Raw genomic sequence first — 20,456 nt, forward strand, 5'->3', positions numbered from 1 at the left:
CGCCGTTGGAGTTGTGGAAGCCGCCGAAGGCTTGTTGCATGAGCACATGCACCCACGCGCAGGTCAGCCCGCCCAGCCCGAGGACCTCGTCGACGTCGACGCGTTGCTCGCGGCCTACGACGGGATCACCCCGGACGTCGAGAACCCCGCCCAGAAGGTCGTCTTCGGTACGTCGGGCCACCGCGGCTCGAGCCTCGACGGCGCCTTCAACGAGGCGCACATCCTGGCCATCACCCAGGCCATCTGCGAGTACCGCGCGGGTGAGGGCACCACAGGACCTCTGCTGGTCGGGCGAGACAGTCACGGTCTATCCGAGCCAGCCTGGCGGACCGTGCTCGAAGTACTGGCCGGCAATGACGTGCAGACCCTCGTGGACAGCGCCGACCGGCTCACCCCGACCCCCGGCGTGTCGCACGCGATCCTCCGGCTGAACCGGGGCGCTGGCGCCGGTGCCGACGGCATCGTCATCACCCCGAGCCACAACCCGCCGCGCGACGGCGGCATCAAGTACAACCCGCCCCACGGCGGCCCCGCCGACTCCGACGCCACTGGCTGGATCGCGGCCCGGGCGAACGAACTGATCGCCGGCGGCAACCGCGACGTACGGCGCAAGCCGTTCGAGGCGGCGCGAGGCCAGGCCGGGGAGTACGACTTTCTCGGTCACTATGTCGACGACCTGCCCTCGGTGCTCAACCTCGATGTGATCCGCTCCGCGGGGGTCCGGATCGGCGCGGACCCGCTGGGCGGCGCGAGCGTGGACTATTGGGCGGCGATCGCGGAGCGGCATCGCCTCGACCTGACGGTGGTGAACCCGCGGCTCGACCCGACCTGGTCCTTCATGACGCTCGACCACGACGGCAAGATCCGGATGGACTGCTCCTCGCCGTCGGCGATGGCCTCGCTGGTCGCGCAGAAGGACAAGTACGACGTGGCGACGGGCAACGACGCGGACTCCGACCGGCACGGCATCGTCACGCCCGACGCTGGGCTGATGAACCCGAACCACTACCTGGCCGTCGCGATCTCCTACCTGTTCGCGAACCGCCAGTGGGGTCCGGACGTCGCCGTCGGCAAGACGCTGGTGTCGTCGACGCTGATCGACCGGGTGGTCGCGGATCTCGGCCGTCGGCTGTGGGAGGTGCCGGTCGGCTTCAAGTGGTTCGTGCCCGGGCTGATCGACGGATCGGTCGGGTTCGGTGGTGAGGAGTCGGCGGGCGCGAGCTTCCTGCGCTTCGACGGCACGGTCTGGACCACCGACAAGGACGGCATCCTGCTTGCGCTGCTGGCGAGCGAGATCACCGCGGTGACGGGCGAGACCCCGTCGCAGGCGCATGCCAAGCTGGTGGAGAAGTTCGGCGCCTCGGCGTACTCGCGGGTGGACGCGCCGGCGACGCGCGAGCAGAAGGCGAAGCTGTCCGCGCTGTCGGCCGAGGCGGTGACGGCGACCGAGTTGGCGGGGGAGCCGATCCTGGACCGGATGACCAGCGCGCCGGGCAACGGCGCGGCGATCGGCGGACTGAAGGTGACCACCGAGTCCGCGTGGTTCGCGGCGCGCCCGTCCGGCACCGAGGACCTCTACAAGATCTACGGCGAGTCGTTCAAGGGCGAGGACCACCTCGCCGAGGTCTTCGCCGAGGCTCGCGAGGTCGTCTCCACAGCACTCGAGGCCTAGCGGACGAAGGCGTCTACCAACCGTTCCAGATCCGCGGCCGGGTCGTTGGTGAGGCCGCTGTGGATCGGGCCGGGGTGGACGACCGTACTGCGGGGCGCCGCGAGCCAGCGGAAGCGTTCGCCGATCCGGGTGGCTGCCGCCGGGCCGCCGTCCGGGTCGCCCGCGCAGATCGCGCGGATGTGCTCCAGCGACGCGCAGACCACGTCCACGTCGACAGCCGGGTCGAGCGCCCGCAACCGCAGCGGGTCGACGTCCCACGACGCGCCGAGGAAGTCGAGCGACCGGCAGTAGAGCACCGCGCCCACGTTGACGAACTCGCCGCGGTGGATGCGGGGCGCCGCGCGGAGGATCACGTAGTCGAAGGGCACCAGGTTCACCGCGCACCACCCGGCAGCCACGCGGACCGGTCGGCGAGCCGTGCCGTCAGATGACCGAGGTACCGCTCCCGGTCTCCGTCGGCGATCCACTCGTCCGGAACCAGCGCGATCACCTCGGTCAGCAGGCCGGGGGTGATCATCGCCGCCAGTTCCGCATCCACCGCCGGTACTGCGGACGCGCTGTCGCGGAACACGTGGTCCGTCGCGTCGTACCGGAGTCCGGTGAACTTCTCGGCGGACATCCAGGAGTGGTGGAAGTACAACGCGGCTCCGTGGTCGATCAGCCAGAGTTCCTTGTGCCAGACGAGCAGGTTCGTGTTGCGCCAGGAACGGTCCACGTTGGCGACGTACGCGTCCAGCCAGAGGATCTTGGCCAGGGTGGCGTCGTCCGGTTTGCCGCTGGAGCCGTCGTAGCCGAACGAGCCCGGCAGGAAGTCGACCGCCAGGTTCAGTCCGGCGCTGCGGATCAGCAGGTCCTGGATCTCCTCGTCCGGCTCGGACTTGCCGATCGCCGGATCGAGCCGCATCAGTTTCAGTTCCGGCACCCGCAGGCCGAGCCGGCGGAACAGTTCGCCGACGATCACCTCGGCGACCAGCGCCTTCGGGCCCTGCCCGGCGCCGTGGAACTTGAGCACGTAGGTGCCGAGATCGTTGCCTTCGACAACTCCCGGCAGGGATCCACCTTCGCGGAGCGGCAACACGTACCGGGTGGCGGTGACGATCGGCAGACTCACCCGGCAGAGCCTAGTGCAGCAGTCCGGGCCGCCGACCGTTTGGGGCTCGGGTACCACGGTTGGCAGCCGAGAGAGGAGAAACCTTGAGCCACCCGTCCATGGGCGTCGAGGAAGAGTTGCTGCTGGTGTCGGCCAGCGGCCGTCCCCTGCCGCGCAGCAAGGCTGTCGCAGCGGATGCCGAAGGGATCGATGTCGAGCTCGAACTCACCAGGGCCCAGGTCGAGATCAACTCACCGGTCTGCACCAGCTCCGGTGAGCTGCGACGCGAACTGACCCGGATGCGCTCGAAGCTCGCGGAGGCCGCCGCCGAGGAGGGTGCGCGGTTGCTCGCGATCGCCGCGCCGCCGCACGGCGAGGCAGCTCAGCTGGTGACCAAGAAGGCGCGCTACCAGGAGATGGCGGCGCGCTACGGCCTGCTGGCTCGCGAGCAGGCGGTCTGCGGCTGCCACGTGCACATCGACGTACCGGACAAGGAAGGGGCCATCCGGGTCAGCAACCACCTCAGGCCGTGGTTGCCCACGCTGCTGGCGCTCACGGCCAATTCGGCCATCTACTTGGGCACTGACACCGGCTTCTCCAGTTGGCGGTCGATCATGTGGTCTCGCTGGCCCTGCTCCGGCCAACCGCCGTACTTCGAATCCGCCGAGCACTATGACGCGCTGGTCGCGATGCAGCTCGCGACCGGCAGCATCATGGACGAGCGGATGGTCTACTGGGACGTCCGGCCCTCCACCCATCTGCCGACGGTGGAGGTGCGCGTCAGTGACGTGCCGTTGACCGTCGACGAGACAGTGCTGCTGGCGACGCTCGTGCGCGCCCTGGCGATGACGGCGCTCGACGATGGCGGTCTAGGCCCGAAGCTGGAGCCGGAGGTACTGCGTGCCGCGTACTGGCTCGCCGCTCGTGACGGCTTGTCCAACGACGGCCTGGACGTCTTCAAGGCGCGGCCGATACCGATGACGGAACTGCTGGGCTCACTCGAGCGGCATGTGGCCCCTGCTCTCCAGGAGCTCGGTGAAACCGACATGGTCGCGGAGACCTTGCAGCGCGTGCTCAAGGAGGGCAACGGCGCAGTCAAGCAGCGGCAAGCCTTCCAGGCAGGGGAAGACATCGTCAGCCTGACCGAGGTCAAGCTCTAACGACTTCAGAGGCGGGCGGGCGACTCACAGGGGAGCCTCCCGCCCGCCTCTGCAAGGTCAGGATTCAAGGAATCAGGACCTGAGGAAGTCCTCGAGCCCGTGCAGATCGTCGGTGTTGACGTGGTCGACGCCGGCCGCGACCAGTTCGGACCAGAGCGCCTCTCGAGCGGCTCCAGGAGTGTCAGGAGTTGCCCAGAAGCGGACCCGGTAGCCCGCGTGATGCGCCGTGGTCACGATCTCCCGCAACTTGGCCCGCTCGTTCGCCGGGAACGCTCCGACGCCGGTCCAGGTGAAGTGGTTGGTCCAGTTGTCGCTCACCAGCGGCATCAGCGAGGCCGGGAGCTTGGAGTTCAGGTCGGCCAGCCGGCCGTCGTAGCCGGCGTACCGGACCTTCTGCGCCTTCAGTACGTCGAGCGGCCGGTTGCCGCTGATCACCGAGGTGACGGCGCCGCGGAGGGTGCGGCCGTCGGCGAAGATCGTGCTGATCCCGCGGTACTCCGTCAGCGCCTTGTCGATCGCCGCGTACGTCGTCGGGCCGTCGCTCTTGATGTCGATGAGCAACTGGAAGTCCCGGCCGTGCCGGTAGACCTGGCCGTGGTTCTTCCGGACCTGGTCGGCCAGCGGCTTCAGGTAGAGGCTCTCCAGCGTGCGGCCCGGTACTGCGTCCTCCAGGTCGTGCGCGACGCGAAGCTCGCCGTCGATGAGCCAGACGTCCGCCTCGACGCTGTTGAACCCGCGGTCGAGGGCGTCCTGCAGCGGACGCCGGTGCTCGTAGTCGTTGTGCGCGTGGGCGGCCGGGAGCGCGCGGATCGCCGGAGCGTCGTACGCGCGGGGGAGCCGGAAGCCGGTGTCGCGCGCGACCGTCCGGAGCCGATCCGGGTAGTCCGTGATGATCCCGTCGACGCCCTTGTCGATCAGCGACCGCATGGTGGCCGGGTCGTCCACGGTCCACGGCACGACCTTCATCCCGGCGCGGTGGGCCGAGCGGACCATGTCGGTGGTCACGTACGGCCGGTATGCCGGGTCGGTGACCTTGCCGTCCTGCGGGAATCCGTGCACCGGGGAGATCGCGTCGGCGTCGAAGGATTTCGTCGCCTTCACCAGGTCGCCGCCGAAGTCGTCGATGTCGAGCCCGCCGAGCCACGGGGACTTGCCCGGCTGGCCGGTCTGCAGGAAGTCGTAGTTCGTCAGTGCCACGATCGGCAGTTCCGGGGCCACCTCGCGGAACCGCATCAGGGCGCCCCAGTCGAAGCTCTGGATCGTCACCTGGCGGCTGATCCGGGCCTTGCGGATCTCCGCGGCGACCACCTGGACGAACTGCTCGCGCGGCGCGGTCTCGGACGGTGCGCCGGCTTCCACCTTGGTCTCGATGTTCAGCTTCACGCCGTTCGCGTGGTACCGGTGGACCAGCTCGAACACGTCCCGCAGTTCCGGCATCCGGGCGCCCGGGTCGGGAGTCTGGCCGGGATGCGCGGGCTGGGTCAGCGTGCCGCAGTCCAGTTGCTTGACCTGCTTCAGCGACAGCGTCTTGATGAACTTGCCGACATACGGGTACTCCGGGTCGCCGGCCGTGTAGGGCGCGGTGTCCCTGCACTTGGTGCCGCTGACCTTGCGGTCGTGGGTGACGACGGCGTACCCGTCCTCGGTGATCTGGACGTCGAGTTCGAGCGTGCTGACGCCGATCTCGAGGCCGTGCGAGAACGAGGCGATCGTGCTCTCGACCGTCAGGCCGAGGCCGCCGCGGTGGGCCTGGATGTCGAAGTCGCGGCCGCGGCCGGCGCCGGCGGGCAGCGCGATCAGGGTCTGACCGAGCAGACCGGTGGCGAGGGCGAGCGGGAGCAGCGCGCGGGGGAGGCGGCGCATGAGGGGTTCCCTTCGTCGGGGCAGGAGGGCGGTTGGCGCCGATGGTGTCCCGCTCGGGGATACCCCGGCCCTCGCGAAGGTAACCGAAAAGAGGCCGAATGGTGACCCCTCGCTGTCGATCTACTCGTATTGCAGTGCCTCCAGCGGGTTGAGCCGGGCGGCACGGCGGGCCGGCCAGATCGCCGCGAAGATCCCGACCACCACCGAGACGACGGCGAAGATGACGAGTTGTCCGGTGGGAACGGCGAAGCTGATCTCGTCCAGCCTGGCCGCCAGCAGCAGCGCCAGGCCGAGGCCGAGCAGGATCCCGATCAGCGCACCGATCAATGCCGTGATCACGCTCTCGTGCCGGATCATGCGCTTCACCTGCCGCCGGGTCAGCCCGATCGCCCGGAGCATGCCCAGTTCGCGGGTGCGCTCGAACACCGTCAGCACCAGCGTGTTGACGATGCCGAACAGGCTCACCAGCACGGACAGCGCGAGCAGCACGTAGAGCACGTTCAGCAGGCTCTTGACGCTGTCCGACTGGGCCGCCTTGAACTGCTCGCGGGTCTGCGCCTTCGCGTTCGGGAAGGTCGACAGCGCCGACTCGAGCGCGGCCGTGTTGGCGGCGGTGACGCCGCCGTCCATGGTGAGGAAGGTGTAGATGTTCAGCGGCTGCGGATTGGTCGCGTCGAACGTCGGCGTCGAGATCGTCACGTTGCCGAAGGGCGATCCGCCGGCGGGTGGTGTGAAGATTCCCCGCACGGTCAGTTGCAAGGTCCGGCCCGTGACGGTGGTCATCCCGAACTGCGAGCCGAGCCGCAGGCCGTGCTCCTCCGCGTAGGCGTCGTCCAGGATCGCGCCGTCGGTCCCCAGTTCCCTCAGGCTTTCCTGAGACCCACTCTGCCAGTCGAACCGGAGCACGGTCGGTGCCTCGGTGTCCACCGCCGTGATCGGGATCGTCTCGCCGAACGCCTGTCCCTGGCCACCGCGCACGCTGGAAGCCGCCTGTACTCCGGGCACCCGCGCCACGGCGGCCGCCACCGCCGGTGGGAGCGGGCTGAAGTTGTTCTGGGCGGCGATCGCGTAGTCCCCGCTGAAGATCCGGTCGACGGCGTCCTCGAACGGCCTGATGATGCCGGCCCCGAGCGTCGCCACCATCGTGACCAGGGCGAGCCCGATCATCAGCGCGGCCGCTGTCGACGCCGTCCGGTGCGGATCGCGCCGGCTGTTCTGCCCGCCGATGCCCACCGCCGGCCGGTCGGTCAGGACACCGGGGAACTCGGCCGGCCACTCGGGCTGCCAGGACGTGAGCCGGCGGCGTACCGCCATCGCGGCCACGATCACCAGCAGGACGGGGTTGAGGACCGCGCCGAGCACCAGCCCGCCGATCCGCTTCGGTGCGGAACCCGGACCCCAGAAGCCGCGGCGCAGCAGCCAGTACGGCAGCATGAACAGGGGCCAGGCCAGGATGGTGAGCACGAGCACCGACCAGCGGGCGACCGGATCGGAGGCGATCGCGAGCGGCCGCACCAGTCGCGCGGCGAACAGAGCCATCCCGATGAAGATCAGCAGGACACCGATCGCCAACGCGGCCAGCAGGTTGCCGGTGCTCAGGCCGTCGACGAACAGACCGGCGACCACCAGCGCGACACCGACGACGGTGAGCAGAGCGGCGCCCAGCCCGCGGTACCGGTTGAGGCGTCCCGGCGGGAGTTTCGCGCCCTCGCGCACCGCTGCGATCGGGGGCACCCGGGTGGCTCGCCACGCCGGCCGCAGGCTGGCCAGCAACGTGACCAGGACGCCGACGGCCAGCGCGACCACCACCGTTCGGGTCCGGAAGACCAACCCGTTGTTCGGCAACGCCAGCCCGGCGGCGTCGAAGATCTTGAACAGGCCGGTGGCGATCGCGAGCCCGAGGAACAGTCCGGCGACAGCGGCCACCAGGCCGGTCACCAGCGCTTCGAGGACGACCGAGTTCAGCACCTGCCGACGGGACGCGCCGAGGGTTCGCAGGGTGGCGAACTCGCGGGTCCGCTGGGCGATCGTGATCGACAGCGAGTTGGCGATCACGAACGATCCGACGAACAACGCGATCCCACCGAAGACGAGCAGGAAGGTCCGGAAAAAGGACAGGAAGCTGCTTGTGCCCTCGGCGTCCTGGGCCGCCTGGTCGTCGGCCGAGCGCACCTCGGCGGTCGGGGGCAGGATCTTCCGGACGGCGTCGATGAGTTGCTGGGGCGAGGTGCCGTCCTTGGCCTTCAGCAGGATCTGGTCCAGCTTGCCGGGCTTGTCGAACAACTCCTGGGCGGTCGGGAGCAGGAAGCCCGCCAGGGTCGCGCCGCCGATCGACGACACCGAACCGAACTCGACCAGCCCGGAGATCCGCATCCGGCGGACCTCGCCCCGGGCCTGGACGCCGATCGTGTCGCCGGGGGAGAACCCCTTCTTCTGCGCCGTCTGGGTGTCGATGACGACCTCGTCGGCCGCCGGCCAGTCGCCGCGCACCAGCGCGAGCGTGTTGAACTCGGGCAGGTCCGGACTGACGCTGAAGCCGAGGTTGGGCGAACCGCCGAACACGACTGCCTTGCCGTCCCGCCCGATCAGTTGGACCTCACCCGAGACCGCCGCGTCCGCGGTCCCCACCTCGGGCAGGGCGGTCACCTCGGCCAGCAGCGAGTCGTCGAAGGACGGTGCGAGCGCGGTACCGTCCTCCGGTACGTCGAACGCCGTCTTGCCGGTGATCGCGGCGTCGGTGTTCTTGTAGCTCTCGGAGAAGATCGAGTCGAAGGCGGACGTGATCGAGTCGGTCAGCACGTACGTGCCGGACACCAGTGACACCCCGAGGACGACGCCGATCGCGGTCAGTGCCGTGCGCAGCTTGCGGCCGAGCAGGCCGCGCAGCGCGAACCGGATCATTGCAGGTCCAGCGAGTCGATGATCTGCAGGATCTCGTGCTGGTCGGTCCGGCCGGTCTCCTTCACGATCTCGCCGTCGGCCAGGTAGAGGACCCGGTCGGCCATCGCGGCCGCCTTGGCGTCGTGGGTCACCATCACGGTGGTCTGGCCGTACTCGTCGACCGACCCGCGCATCAGCTGGAGGATCTCGCCGCTGGTCCGGGAGTCGAGGTTGCCCGTCGGCTCGTCGGCGAAGATCACCGTCGGCCGGGACACCAGCGCCCTGGCGATCGCGACCCGCTGCTGCTGGCCACCGGACAGTTCTGCCGGCCGGTGGGTCAGCCGGTCGGCCAGGCCGACCCGCGCGACGAGCTCGTCGAAGTACGCCGGCTCGACCTTCTCGCCGGCGATCGTCAGCGGCAGCAGCACGTTGTCCCGGGCGGTCAGCATCGGCAGCAGGTTGAAGAACTGGAAGATGAAGCCGATGTGCCGGCGGCGCAGCTTGGTCAGGTCGTCGTCGCCGAGGCTGGTGATCTCGGTGCCGCCCACCTGCACCGACCCCGACGTCGGCTTGTCCAGCCCGGCCAGGATGTGCATCAGCGTCGACTTGCCCGAACCCGACGGACCCATCACCGCGGTGAGCCGGCCGGCCGCGATCCGCACGCTCACGCCGCGCAGCGCGTTGACCGCCGTGTCCCCCTCGCCGTACACCCGTTTGACGTCGTCCGCGACGACCACCGTCGCCTGACCATTCTCTTGCCCCTCCATGCCGATCGCCCCTCCCGGCTGATCAGCGGCCCCCCAGCAGCCGACCCAATGCCATCGAGTCTGCGCGCGTCCGGCTGATCCCGATAGAGGGTTTTCCCCCGCTACACCCTTAGATCCAGCCGCGGCGGGCAGCGTGGAAGCCGAGTTGGAGGCGGGTGTCGGCCGCGACCAGGTCCATCAGGGCGCGGACCCGGCGCTGGACCGTGCGCATGGACAAGCCGAGCTGGTTGGCCACGGCCTGGTCGGTGAGGCCGGCCAGCAGGAGGCCGAGGATGCGGGCATCCAGCTCCGGCAGACCCTCGGCGGTCGGGTTCTCGATGGCGCCGTCGGTGCCGAGGACCAGCGGCAGGCCGTCACGCCAGACCCGGTCGAACAGTGCGATCAAGGCGTCGAGCATGCCGCTGCGATGCACGATCAAGGCGCCGATACTGCGCTCGGACCCCGACAGCAGGGGGACCAGCGCGATCCGGCGATCCACGATCAGCATCCGGATCGGCAGCTCCTGGACCACCCGGACCTGCTCGCCGGCCTTCAGCGAGTCCGATGCCGCGGCGAAGAACCCGGGGCGCTCGAAGGAGCTGCGCTCGATCATCACCCGGTATTGAACCCCACGAGTGACAGCGGCGTCCTCCTCGGTGTTCTCCTCGGCCGCGACGACCGCGATCTCGGCCTTGACGAAGCCCAGCACCTCCTCCCGCGCTGCCATCTGGAGCTGCGCGAACCGCTGCCCGACTGCCTTCGCGCCCCGGACGACGTCCACCACGTCACTGACGGACCGATCGGTGTCGGTACCGCGGTAGACCTCGGTGAGCGACTCGATCTCCTGCTGGGCGCGGCGCAGTTCCTCCTCCCGCTGGACCGCCAGCGCCGCGAGCGCAACGGACGGCGGCGACGCGACGTACCGGTCGGTGCCGCCGCTGGAGCGAGCCGCGAGGCCGAGCGTCTCCAGTGCCGCCAGCGAGCGGGCCGCCTCGATCGGGTGGCAGTCCAGACGCGCGGCCAGCCCGGCGGCGTCGTACGACGGCACCTCGACCAGGGCGCGATAGGCGAGTTCTTGGGAGTCGTCCAGTCCGAGCACGTCGAGCACATTGCCTCCCTGACGACCCCTGCGGTCTTCCAGACAGCTGGCGGATATCGGAATTGTCGCAATCTTGCCAGCAGCCCGGCCACTTTCGCTGGCGGTTTTGCGATGGACTACGGCGCAGTCCGTCCCCATTCCCCGAAGGTGGTCCCGATGGTTCACCGGTTCCTGGTCGGCGCTGCGGCGACCGCGCTACTGACCTCAGTTCTTGTCCCGGCGACGGCCGCGCCAAACCCGGTCGCCGCCGGCCAGCCGAAACCCACGCTCCCCGTCCAGGTGGACAGCGCGAAGGTCGTCACGCTGCTCACCGGCGACAAGGTCCAGTTGACCCCGGCCGGTGAGGACCGCAGCAGCGTTCGCTTCCTCCCGGCCGACCCGGCCGCCGCCGGGTACGCGACCCGCACGGTCGGCAAGGACCTGTACGTCGTACCGGACAGCGCGGCCAAGCTCGTCCACCGCGGCCAGGTCGACGAGGCGCTGTTCAACGTCAGCGCCCTGGTTCGCCAAGGCTTCGACGACGCGTCCACCGATCGCATCCCCGTGATCGCCACTTACAAGCCGACTGCGCGGTCCGCGACCCAGCAGGTCGTGCCCTCCGGGTCGACTCGGACGCGAGCGCTTCCGTCCGTCGGCGCCGCGGCTCTGCGCACCGAGAAGAACCGTGCCCGGGATACCTGGAAAGCACTCACTTCACCGAGCGACCCGGCCGGACGGGAGGTGGACAAGATCTGGCTCGACGCCAAGGTGCGCAAGACCCTCGACCAGAGCGTCCCGTACGTCGGCGCGCCGCGCGCCTGGCAGGCCGGGTTCGACGGCGCGGGCACCACGGTCGCAGTACTGGACTCCGGGGTGGATGCGGATCACCCGGATCTGGCCGGAGCGGTCAAGGCGCAGAAGAACTTCACCGACAGCCCGGACGTCTCCGACCACGACGGCCACGGCACCCACACGTCGTCGACGGTCGCCGGCCGAGGTGTCGCCTCGAACGGCCGCAACAAGGGTGTCGCGCCGGGAGCCCAGTTGCTGTCGGGCAAGGTGCTGAACGACTACGGCAGCGGTGACCTGTCCTGGATCATCGCCGGGATGGAGTGGGCCGTCGCCGAGGGCGCCGATGTGATCAGCATGAGCATCGGCACCTCCGAACCGGTCGACTGCACCGACCCGATGGCGGCCGCGGTGGACCGGATCAGCGCGGCGTCGGGCGTGCTCTTCGTCGTGGCCGCAGGCAACCTCTACGGACCGGCCGAGACGATCAGCAGCCCGGGCTGCGCCGCCTCCGCCCTGACGGTGGCCGCGACCGATCTGACCGGCTCCACGGCCGACTTCTCCAGCCGCGGTCCGGTGATGGGCAACCACGCGGTCAAACCGGACATCGCCGCGCCGGGCGTCGACATCACCGCCGCACGAGCAGGCGGTCGCGGCGACGCGGCGTACACGGACATGAACGGCACCTCGATGGCGACGCCCCACGTCGCCGGAGCGGCCGCGATCCTCAAGCAGCAGCACCCGGACTGGACCGGTCAGCAGTTGAAGTCCGCGTTGCAGAGCACAGTTCGCTCGGCGTCGACGGCCGGTGTTTACGACCAGGGTGCGGGTGAACTCGATGTCGCCAATGCGATCAGGCAGCAGATTACCGGGCCGGGCACTGTGGATCTCGGCACCTTCGCCTGGCCACACCTGCCGTCGGAGCAGGTCACCAAGCAGTTGAGCTACACGAACTCCGGCACGACCGCGGTGACGCTGCGCTTCACCGGCGACATCCGCGGCAACAACGGCAAACCGTTGCCCAAGGCAGCCGTCCGGTTCGGCGCGACGTCGCTGACGGTCCCGGCCGGCAAGTCCGCGAGCCTCCCGCTGATCGTCAACCCGGCCGCCAAGCTCGACTACGGCCTGTACGGCGCGGTCAGCGCCCGCGTGGTTGCCACTGGCAACGACGGACGCACGATCGTCACGCCGGTCGGCTTCTACCTCGAGCCGCAGCATGTCGACGTCACCTTCAAGGTGATCGACCGCAACGGCAAGCCGGCCTCCTCGATCACCGCACTGGACGTGTTCGACCTGGACAGCATCGCCGCCCAGCGGATCGGCTTCGACGGAGCCGACCAGACCCTGCACCTGCGCGCCGGAACCTACTCACTGGCGGCCGTGGTCGCCACGGACGGTGCCGACGGGTTCGTCGAGTCCTTCGCGTTCCTCGGCGATCCCGAGATCACGCTGAAGGGCAACACCACCATCACCTACGACGCCCGCAAGGCCGCCCAGGCGAAGGTGACCACCGACCGCCCGAGCGTCAAGCAAGGCGGCAGCCTGACCTACGGCAGGGTGATCGACGGCTGGGTGCTGACCGGAACGAACAGCTTCACCGACCGGGTGAAGGCGGTGTACCTCGCCGACACGACGACGAAGGCTCGGCGCGGCACGTTCGAGGTAGTGGAGGGATGGCAGTACAGGTCACCCGGCGGGGAGCCCTCGCCGTACCTCTACAGCCTGGCGTTCACGCACGCCAAGGAGATCAAGGGCGGCGTCGACCACCGGGTGCGCGATCGTCAACTCGCCTCCATCGACGCCACCTACTACACGCCCGGCAAGGCGGCCACCTACTCGGAGTACGTCGATGTGTGGCGGCCGTGGAGTCTCAACCTGATCCCGACGGGCAGTCGGGGTTCGGTGGCCGCGCCGACGCGCGTGGAGCACCTGGTGACGGCGGAACGAGACACCAAGGTCAGCCAGATGGTCGGTCACAGCGACGCGATGTCCTGGCCGTTCGCGACCCTGATGACGTCGAGCGCGAAGGTTTACAAGCCGGGTAGCCGGCACACCGAGACCTGGTGGAAGGCGGGTCTGCGCCCGGGCATGCTCCGCGACCAGATGACCGGTCTGGCCAAGGTCCCGGCGGCTCGCACCGGCAACAGTGTCTGGAGCAACTTCCCGGCGTGGTCCGACACGCAGCCCGGCCACTTCGCGATGCAGGGCTTCCTGGACCTCGGCGGGACGGAGTTGCTGGCCGACGGCGTCTCACTCGGCCAGTACGGGTTCTACGGCCAGGGGTTCTGGGACGTGCCGGCGGAGGCCACCGACTTCGAGTTGATCTACCACCTGAACCACTGGCAGCGCACCGGCTACACCTGGGAGTCGCCCACCGACGCCGAGACCCGGTGGCGGTGGCGTGGGTCCGCGGCGGACTCGGGCAAGCCGTTGCCGCTGCTCTTCCCGGACTACGACCTCGCCGTCGACGCGAACGACCGGGCGCCGAAGGTGAAGGACTACCCGATCTCGATCACGGTCGGCGCGGGGGAGTGGTACCAGCCCGGCCAGATCACCTCGGCCCGGGTCCAGGCGTCGTACGACGACGGCGCGAACTGGGTCGACGTACCGGTCACGAACAGCGGCGGCAAGGTGGTCGCGTCGGTCGACAACACGCTGGCGACCGACTTCGTGACGCTGAAGGTCGAGGTTGCCGACGCGAACGGCAAGGCGGTCACGCAGACCCTCAAGCGTTTCTACGGAATTCGCTAGAAAGCGAACAGCCGGGTCCTCGCACGAGGACCCGGCTGTCCGGAAGAGTGGTGGTGCCGGACCGGGAAGCGCCTCACGGCGCGTGGCCGCTCGTAGCGGCTAATTTTGGGACCCGGGGCTACCGCGGCCCGACACCTCCATCAGTGTAACGGGTGCCCAAACCCCTTGTCCTGTTGAGATGTCACGCATCGGACGCCGATAACACCTCGCTTGTCAGGATGCAAGTACCGCACGGAAACCGGCAGAACTACCAGAGTTGACCGGCGCGCTCGCTGCGCGCGGCGACCTGCAACTGGTCCGCCAGCTCGATCAGCCGGGAGGCGGACCGGACCTGCTCGTGCCCGTCGTCGGCCAGATGCGCCCGGCCGGTCGCCACGATCCGCGCGAACGCCGCGGCCCGGTCCAGCGTGGTGGCGAAATCACCCGTCGCCACGCCCCGCAGTACGGCGTCGACCATGTCCTTCACCTCGGTCGGCCCGGGTGGCTCGGCGACCCCCGCGACGACGGCGTGCACCTCGGCGTACTTGCGGCCGGTGTCGTACTCCCGGGAAACGTCCTCGGGGGCCGTGTGCACCCACGAGCGCAGCAGGTAGAGCCGCCAGAGCGTGCCCGGCAGCGAGTCGGCGGGAGCGTCGGACCACAGGTCGGCCAGCTCGTCGAGGCCGTAGTCGTCGGCCAGTTTGACCACCCGCGCGATCACGTCGGCGTCCTCGCTCGACCGCGCGCCGCGGACGAGCAGCTCGGCTGTCCGGTGCGCGACCTCGGCCACCGCCGCCGGGTCATGGGCGCCCGGCAGCGACTCGAACAGCTTGGCACCCGGCAGAATCGGCCGGCGCGGCGTAGGTGCGGTCACCTGCCCAATGGTGCCTGACCGCCCCCAACCCCGCATGTTGACCCGGCGCTGTTGCCCCGCCCCGGCTGCGAGTCGACTTCTGAAGACCTGGGGGTCGGTAGAGTCACTGGTATGGCTGCGAAGGGGCGATTGGCGAAGAACGTCGTCAAGTACGGCGTCCGGTACGGGCCGATGGCGTTCGAAGCGGTCAAGCACGGGCGGGAACCGGCGCAGCAGGCGGTGCAGGCGGCACTGGCGAAGCGGGCTGCTCGGAAGAAGGCGATCGAGCACGCGCTGACGGTGCGGGACGGGTCGCTGCTCAAGGTGATCAAGGACGGCCAGGCCGTGTTCTTCGTGTTCAGCGGGGACGCGATCGTGACGACCTATCCGCCGGTGCCCCAGTCCAGCTACCCCGAGCTGCTCCGGCACGCGGATCTGGACCGCCGGGAGAACGCTCTCGCCCTCGCCGCGAGCAAGCAGAAGCTGACCGAGCGGCTGCCGAGGATCCACCTCCGCCGCCGCTGAACCAGGGTTGACGTCGACGTAACACGCCGGACCCGGTGTGGCAACACCCTCCCCGCATGGTGGGAGGAAGGTTTCCACGAGGGAGGGCGTCCGCATGCTCTGGAAGATCAGGACCGAACTCGCCGACCGGCCCGGTGCTCTGGCCGAACTCGCCGCACGCTGTGGTGCGGACGAGATCAACATCCTGAGCCTGGAGGTCTTCACCGCCGAGTCCGGCGCTGTGGACGAGTTGGTCGTCTCGACCGGGGTCGGCTGGACCGCGGAGGACCTCACCGCGCTGGTCGCCGAGGCCGGCTGCTCCCGTACTACGGTCCGCCCGTGTCAGGCCGACGTCCTCAACGACGCCCCGACCAGGTACCTGCGCGCCGTACTTCGGCTGATCGAGGACCCGGTCTCCGTGGACGAGGAACTGGAGAACTTGCAGGGCTTCGACGAGTACACGCCGGCCGAGTGGGCCCGAGCCGACGTACTGGTGGAGATCGCGGGCCGGTTGGCCGAGCGGCACCTGGAGGTCGTCGAGGAGGCTCCCCGGCCCGGCAGTGGCGCAGTACCGGAGTTGCGCAAGGCCACTGTCGATGACGCCAAGGCCGTCGTGGCCATGCACGACCGGTGCTCGTACGAGAGCCGCACCCGTCGGTACCACGTGCCGATGCCGAAGCTGACCGCCCGTACTGCGCGCCACCTCTCCGCGCCCGCAGGTGGCGTCTCGATCGTGGCGGTCGTCGGTGACGCCGTGGTCGGCATGGCGACGGCGGCCCCCTGGGACGAGCTCAGCGGTTCCGCCATGGAGATCGCCGTCCTGGTGGAGGACGGCTGGCAGCGGCACGGTCTCGGCTCGCAGTTGCTCCACCGGGTGATCCAGGAAGCCAGGCAACTCGGGGCCGACCGGGTGGTCTGCATGGTGCAGCCGGAGAACGACGCCATGCTCCGCACCGTCGAGGGCCTGCGGATGCGAACCAGGGTGGTGCAGGACGGCGGACACCTGATGGTGACTGTCGCACTGTCGGACCAGAGCCTGTCGCATTCTGTGGATCGGGCATCGGTGGCCTATCGTCAGTCCCGTGCCATCCCTGCCCTCCGGTCGCAATCCGCATGGTCTTCTGGTCAGCCTGCCAACGAGCTCTCGCTCGCCGGTCCTGGAGCTGTTCCGGCGGTTCCTGATCGCACTGGGACTGCTGACCGTGATGGTCTTGATCGTGGTGGTCGACCGTGACGGGTACAACGACACCTCGGACGGCACCGTCGGACTGATCGACAGCATCTACTACGCCACCGTCACGCTGACCACCACGGGCTACGGCGACATCACTCCGGTGACGCCGACCGCCCGGCTGGTGAACGCGTTCCTGGTGACGCCGTTGCGGATCGCCTTCCTGGTGGTGCTGGTCGGTACGACCCTGGAAGTTCTGGCGAACGAAGGTCGTCGCATCATGCGCGACACGCGATGGAGGAAGCGCATGAAGGATCACGTCGTGGTGATCGGGTACGGAACCAAGGGCCGCGCGGCCGTGCAGACGCTGCTGAGCAACGGGGTGGATCGCGAGCGCATCGTGGTGATCGACCCCCGCGCCCAGGCGGTCGGGGACGCGGGCAACGATCAGATGGCCGCCTTCCACGGCGACGCGACGAACCGGACCGTCCTGCGCCGCGCCGAGGTGATGACGGCGCGCGAGGTGATCGTGACGACGGACCGGGACGACTCGGCCGTCCTGGTCACGCTCGCCGTCCGGCAACTCAACCCGACCGCGCACATCGTCGTCGCCGTCCGCGAGGAGGACAACGTCCCCCTGCTGCGGCAGAGCGGCGCCGACGCGGTGGTCACCTCGTCCGAAGCCGTCGGCCGGCTGCTCGGCCTGTCCGCGGTCAGCCCGAACCTGGGCGAGGTGATGGAGGACCTGCTGACCTACGGCGAAGGCCTCGAGGTCGCCGAGCGCCCGGTGCTGGGCCGCGAGGTCGGCAAGGCGCCCTCGTCGGTGCCGGACCGGGTCGTCTCCATCGTCCGCGACGGCAAGGTCCACCGGTACTACGACTCGTCCGTCTCGGTGCTGGCCGCCGGCGACAAGCTGATCGTCGTCCGCCCGGCCAAGGAAACCCCTTGGGCCGAGCGCCCGGGCGCCGACGAGCAGGACGAGTAAACGTCGGTTTGCCCCCACCGCTCGGCCCCTGAAAGGCCCATAGTCCTGCGGTGGGGTGCTGCGCGTGTGGACCAGGTGACTGGGTGGTCCGGTCTTGACGGCGGCTTGAAAGCGGTCTTAGAGTCGAGCCTGTAAACGATTACAAGAACGATTACAGGAGGCTGCGTGAGCCGGCCGACGATCGCGGGAGTGGCACGGACCGCCGGAGTTTCGGTGGCCTCGGTGTCGCGTGTGCTGAACGGGCTGCCCGCGACCGAGGAGATGGTCGAGCGGGTGCAGCGCGCCGTCGAGCAACTCGGGTACGTGCCCGATTCGCGGGCGCGGTCGCTCAAGGTCGGGCGGACCTTCCAGCTCACTCTGGCGGTGGCCGATGTCGGTAACCCGGTCTACGTGACGATGATGCGGGCGGTCGAGGAGGTCGTGTCGGCTGCCGGGTATCGGCTGGTCGTCACCACCACCGGGCCGGACGTGGTCGACGAGGTCGCGCTGGTTCGTGGCATGGCACGGGGGTATGCGGACGGGCTGGTGATCAGCCCGCTGCGGGTGGACGACGACCTGATCAAGTCGATCCAGGAGTGCGAGGTCCCGGTGGTCGTCGCCGGTAACGTGCCGGCCAGGGCCGGGGTGGACACCGTGCGGGCGAACTCGCCGAAGGGCATGCTGCTGGCGGTCGAGCACCTGCTGGCGAAGGGCCGCCGGCGGATCGCGTTCGTGAACGGTCCGGTCGACACCGTTCCCGGTGCGGCACGGGCGAAAGGTTTCGCCGAGGCGATGAAGGCGAACGGCCTGCAGCCGGTGGCCGAGGTCGAGGCGGTCGACTTCACCTTCCCCGCCGGCCGCGAGGCAGGCGACGAACTGTTCAGCAAACTCGACAACAGAGCACCCCTTGGGCTTGATGCGGTGATTGCCGCCAACGATCTCCTCGCGGTGGGGCTCATGCATGAGCTCGCCGCGCGGGGACTCGTAGTACCGGATGACGTGGCAGTGGTCGGGATGGACGACAGCGAGTTGGCCGAGCAGTCGTTCCCGCCGCTGACCAGCGTGAACCTCGGCTCCGCAGAGCGTGGTCGCCGGGCCGCCGAGTTGCTGCTGGCAAGGATCGAGGACGACACCCGCGCGCCGCGGCGCATCGTCGTACAGCCGACGCTGAGCGTGCGGAAGTCCACCCCATGAGCGCCGCGACGCTGACCGCCACGCCCGAGCAGCAGACGCCCCAGCACAAGGGGCGGCCGAAGCAGAACCGGGAAGCGATCTTCCTGTTCCTGCCCGCCCTGCTGCCGGTGCTGCTGCTGAGCGTGTACCCGCTGGTCCGCGGCATCGCGCTCGGGTTCACCGACGCGCGCGCCGGGCTCAATGTCGACACGAACTTCATCGGCTTCGGCAACTTCGAGAAGCTGCTGCACAACGACCTGTTCTGGGAGTCGTTCAAGATCGGTCTGATCTGGACGCTGTCGGTCACGATCCTGCAGTTCGTCGCCGCGCTCGGCCTGGCCCTGCTGCTGAACACCAACATCCGGTTCCGCGGCGTCGCCCGGACGCTGGCGCTGATCCCGTGGGCGATGCCGCCGGTGGTCGTCGCGATCATGTGGCGGCTGCTGCTGCACCCGACCAACGGCCCGGTCAACGAGATCCTGCTGCGCCTGAACCTGACCGACCAGCCGATCAACTTCCTCGGCGACTTCAGTACCGCGCTGCCGGCGGTGATCGTGGTCGGTATCTGGGTCGGTATGCCGATGACCACTGTCACCCTGCTGGCCGGGCTGCAAGGCATCGACCGGTCCCTGTACGAGGCGGCCGCGGTGGACGGGGCCGGCGCGTGGAGCCAGTTCTGGTACATCACGCTGCCCCAGTTGAAGACGGTGATCGTGGCGATCACCAGCCTGGACATGATCTGGAACTTCAACTCGTTCGGCCTGGTCTACGTGCTGACCGCGGGTGGTCCGGGCGGCAAGACGATGCTGCCGATGCTGTTCGCCTACAACGAGGCGTTCCGGTACGGGAACTTCGGGATGGCCGCCGCGATGGGCGACGTGATGGTCGTGATCATCATCGTCTTCCTCGGCTTCTACCTGCGGAACCGGCTGAGGAGCGAGGCATGAGAACGAAGCCGACCACCAGAGCCCTGCAGTACCTCGCGGTCTGCTGCTACCTGGTCTTCCTCGCGTTCCCGCTGCTGTGGCTGGTCTCCAGTTCGCTGAAGTCGCCGCAGGAGTTCGCGAGCATGACCCCGTCGATGCTGCCCAAGCACCCCAACCTGTCGAACTTCACCGACGCGCTGGAGGAGCAGGGCCTGGTCCGCTCGATGTGGAACAGCCTGCAGATCTCCGTCGCGTCGACCGTCCTGGTGCTGATCGTGTCGCTGCCGGTCGCGTACGCGCTGGCGCGGTTCCGCAGCCGGCTGCGCCCGATCACGAACGGCTGGATCCTGGTCAGCCAGGTGTTCCCGGTGATCCTGATCGTGATCCCGCTGTTCCTGATCCTGCGGCCGCTGCACCTGACGAACACGATCCCCGGCGTGGTGATCGTCTACATGGTCTGGTCGATGCCGTTCGCCCTGTGGATGCTGCAGGGCTACGTCGCCGCCGTACCGCGGGAGCTGGAGGAGGCCGCGTCGGTGGACGGCGCCAGCCGGCTCCGCACCATCGTGTCGATCGTGATGCCGCTGCTGCGGCCGGGTCTGATCGCGACGGCGATGTTCACCTTCATCTCGGCGTGGAACGAGTTCTTCTTCGCCCTGGTCCTGCTGCAGGACCCGCAACTGAAGACGCTGCCGCTGGTGCTCGCCCGCTTCGTCGGGGCCGAGGGCCAGGTCCAGTTCGGACCACTCGCGGCAGCATCCGTCCTGGCCACCGTGCCGAGTCTCGTGTTCTTCGCCTTCCTGCAACGCCGGCTGACGTCCGGCCTGCTGTCCGGCGCAGTCAAGGGCTAGTCCCTT

Annotated in this window: 16 protein-coding genes; 9 read left to right on the top strand and 7 right to left on the bottom strand. The window is 69.1% G+C overall.

The annotated features are described in order from the left end of the window. Positions 1-46 precede the first annotated feature (46 nt). Entirely contained in the window at positions 47-1,672 is a 1,626-nt protein-coding gene (gene pgm, locus ABD255_RS19610; protein WP_344215925.1) for a phosphoglucomutase (alpha-D-glucose-1,6-bisphosphate-dependent), read from the top strand. On the opposite strand, the gene ABD255_RS19615 is transcribed toward pgm, so the two are convergent. Next, complete coding sequence (locus ABD255_RS19615) at positions 1,669-2,049, bottom strand: DUF3037 domain-containing protein (protein ID WP_344215927.1); 381 nt, start codon at positions 2,047-2,049, stop codon at positions 1,669-1,671. The genes pgm and ABD255_RS19615 overlap by 4 nt on opposite strands. Beyond that, positions 2,046-2,783 carry a HipA family kinase gene (locus ABD255_RS19620; protein WP_344215929.1) on the bottom strand — a complete coding sequence of 246 codons (738 nt, stop codon included), beginning with the start codon at positions 2,781-2,783 and terminating at the stop codon, positions 2,046-2,048. The genes ABD255_RS19615 and ABD255_RS19620 overlap by 4 nt, the downstream gene beginning before the upstream one ends. A gap of 83 nt (positions 2,784-2,866) precedes the next feature. Here ABD255_RS19620 and ABD255_RS19625 point away from each other — a divergent pair, with 83 nt between their 5' ends. After that, positions 2,867-3,922, top strand: coding sequence for a carboxylate-amine ligase (locus ABD255_RS19625; RefSeq protein ID WP_344215931.1), 1,056 nt, complete (start codon positions 2,867-2,869; stop codon positions 3,920-3,922). Between the two features lie 72 nt (positions 3,923-3,994). Here ABD255_RS19625 and ABD255_RS19630 read toward each other — a convergent pair whose 3' ends face one another. The 4 genes from ABD255_RS19630 to ABD255_RS19645 form a co-directional block, all read right to left on the bottom strand. Next, on the bottom strand, positions 3,995-5,785 hold the full coding sequence (locus ABD255_RS19630) for a glycerophosphodiester phosphodiesterase family protein (RefSeq protein ID WP_344215933.1): 1,791 nt from the start codon (positions 5,783-5,785) through the stop codon (positions 3,995-3,997). A gap of 120 nt (positions 5,786-5,905) precedes the next feature. Continuing rightward, on the bottom strand, positions 5,906-8,686 hold the full coding sequence (locus ABD255_RS19635) for an ABC transporter permease (protein ID WP_344215935.1): 2,781 nt from the start codon (positions 8,684-8,686) through the stop codon (positions 5,906-5,908). Next, positions 8,683-9,432, bottom strand: coding sequence for an ABC transporter ATP-binding protein (locus tag ABD255_RS19640; RefSeq protein ID WP_344215937.1), 750 nt, complete (start codon positions 9,430-9,432; stop codon positions 8,683-8,685). Before ABD255_RS19640 ends, ABD255_RS19635 begins: the two co-directional genes overlap by 4 nt. Positions 9,433-9,541: 109 nt before the next feature. Continuing rightward, entirely contained in the window at positions 9,542-10,519 is a 978-nt protein-coding gene (locus ABD255_RS19645; protein WP_344215939.1) for a hypothetical protein, read from the bottom strand. Between the two features lie 147 nt (positions 10,520-10,666). On the opposite strand from ABD255_RS19645, the gene ABD255_RS19650 reads away from it, so the two are divergent. Next, positions 10,667-14,029: a S8 family serine peptidase gene (locus ABD255_RS19650; RefSeq protein ID WP_344215941.1), complete on the top strand. Its 3,363-nt coding sequence runs from the start codon at positions 10,667-10,669 to the stop codon at positions 14,027-14,029. Between the two features lie 247 nt (positions 14,030-14,276). On the opposite strand, the gene ABD255_RS19655 is transcribed toward ABD255_RS19650, so the two are convergent. Further along, positions 14,277-14,882 carry a hypothetical protein gene (locus tag ABD255_RS19655; RefSeq protein ID WP_344215943.1) on the bottom strand — a complete coding sequence of 202 codons (606 nt, stop codon included), beginning with the start codon at positions 14,880-14,882 and terminating at the stop codon, positions 14,277-14,279. Between the two features lie 111 nt (positions 14,883-14,993). Between ABD255_RS19655 and ABD255_RS19660 the strand changes: the two genes are divergently transcribed. From ABD255_RS19660 to ABD255_RS19685, 6 genes are all read left to right on the top strand, one after another. After that, on the top strand, positions 14,994-15,386 hold the full coding sequence (locus ABD255_RS19660) for a hypothetical protein (RefSeq protein ID WP_344215945.1): 393 nt from the start codon (positions 14,994-14,996) through the stop codon (positions 15,384-15,386). Positions 15,387-15,480: 94 nt separating this feature from the next. After that, positions 15,481-16,599 carry a GNAT family N-acetyltransferase gene (locus ABD255_RS19665; protein ID WP_344215947.1) on the top strand — a complete coding sequence of 373 codons (1,119 nt, stop codon included), beginning with the start codon at positions 15,481-15,483 and terminating at the stop codon, positions 16,597-16,599. Beyond that, positions 16,571-17,521 (top strand): potassium channel family protein, encoded by a 951-nt coding sequence (locus tag ABD255_RS19670; RefSeq protein ID WP_344216105.1) that lies wholly within the window; start codon positions 16,571-16,573, stop codon positions 17,519-17,521. Before ABD255_RS19665 ends, ABD255_RS19670 begins: the two co-directional genes overlap by 29 nt. A gap of 165 nt (positions 17,522-17,686) precedes the next feature. Continuing rightward, the gene (locus ABD255_RS19675) at positions 17,687-18,694 is read left to right on the top strand and encodes a LacI family DNA-binding transcriptional regulator (protein ID WP_344215949.1); all 1,008 of its coding nucleotides are present in this window, start codon (positions 17,687-17,689) and stop codon (positions 18,692-18,694) included. Next, the gene (locus ABD255_RS19680; protein WP_344215951.1) at positions 18,691-19,620 is read left to right on the top strand and encodes a carbohydrate ABC transporter permease; all 930 of its coding nucleotides are present in this window, start codon (positions 18,691-18,693) and stop codon (positions 19,618-19,620) included. The genes ABD255_RS19675 and ABD255_RS19680 overlap by 4 nt, the downstream gene beginning before the upstream one ends. Beyond that, positions 19,617-20,450: a carbohydrate ABC transporter permease gene (locus ABD255_RS19685; protein WP_344215953.1), complete on the top strand. Its 834-nt coding sequence runs from the start codon at positions 19,617-19,619 to the stop codon at positions 20,448-20,450. The genes ABD255_RS19680 and ABD255_RS19685 overlap by 4 nt, the downstream gene beginning before the upstream one ends. Positions 20,451-20,456: the final 6 nt, after the last annotated feature.

The organism is Kribbella sancticallisti, from assembly GCF_039530625.1.
In the GTDB taxonomy this organism is placed as follows: Bacteria; Actinomycetota; Actinomycetes; order Propionibacteriales; family Kribbellaceae; genus Kribbella; species Kribbella sancticallisti.

Coding starts and splice junctions, on each gene's coding strand:
- ABD255_RS19670 (WP_344216105.1), top strand. CDS start 16,571: ATGGTCTTGATCGTGGTGGTCGACCGTGACGGGTACAACGACACCTCG.
- ABD255_RS19640 (WP_344215937.1), bottom strand. CDS start 9,432: ATGGAGGGGCAAGAGAATGGTCAGGCGACGGTGGTCGTCGCGGACGAC.
- ABD255_RS19665 (WP_344215947.1), top strand. CDS start 15,481: ATGCTCTGGAAGATCAGGACCGAACTCGCCGACCGGCCCGGTGCTCTG.
- pgm (WP_344215925.1), top strand. CDS start 47: ATGCACCCACGCGCAGGTCAGCCCGCCCAGCCCGAGGACCTCGTCGAC.
- ABD255_RS19685 (WP_344215953.1), top strand. CDS start 19,617: ATGAGAACGAAGCCGACCACCAGAGCCCTGCAGTACCTCGCGGTCTGC.
- ABD255_RS19680 (WP_344215951.1), top strand. CDS start 18,691: ATGAGCGCCGCGACGCTGACCGCCACGCCCGAGCAGCAGACGCCCCAG.
- ABD255_RS19635 (WP_344215935.1), bottom strand. CDS start 8,686: ATGATCCGGTTCGCGCTGCGCGGCCTGCTCGGCCGCAAGCTGCGCACG.
- ABD255_RS19630 (WP_344215933.1), bottom strand. CDS start 5,785: ATGCGCCGCCTCCCCCGCGCGCTGCTCCCGCTCGCCCTCGCCACCGGT.
- ABD255_RS19660 (WP_344215945.1), top strand. CDS start 14,994: ATGGCTGCGAAGGGGCGATTGGCGAAGAACGTCGTCAAGTACGGCGTC.
- ABD255_RS19650 (WP_344215941.1), top strand. CDS start 10,667: ATGGTTCACCGGTTCCTGGTCGGCGCTGCGGCGACCGCGCTACTGACC.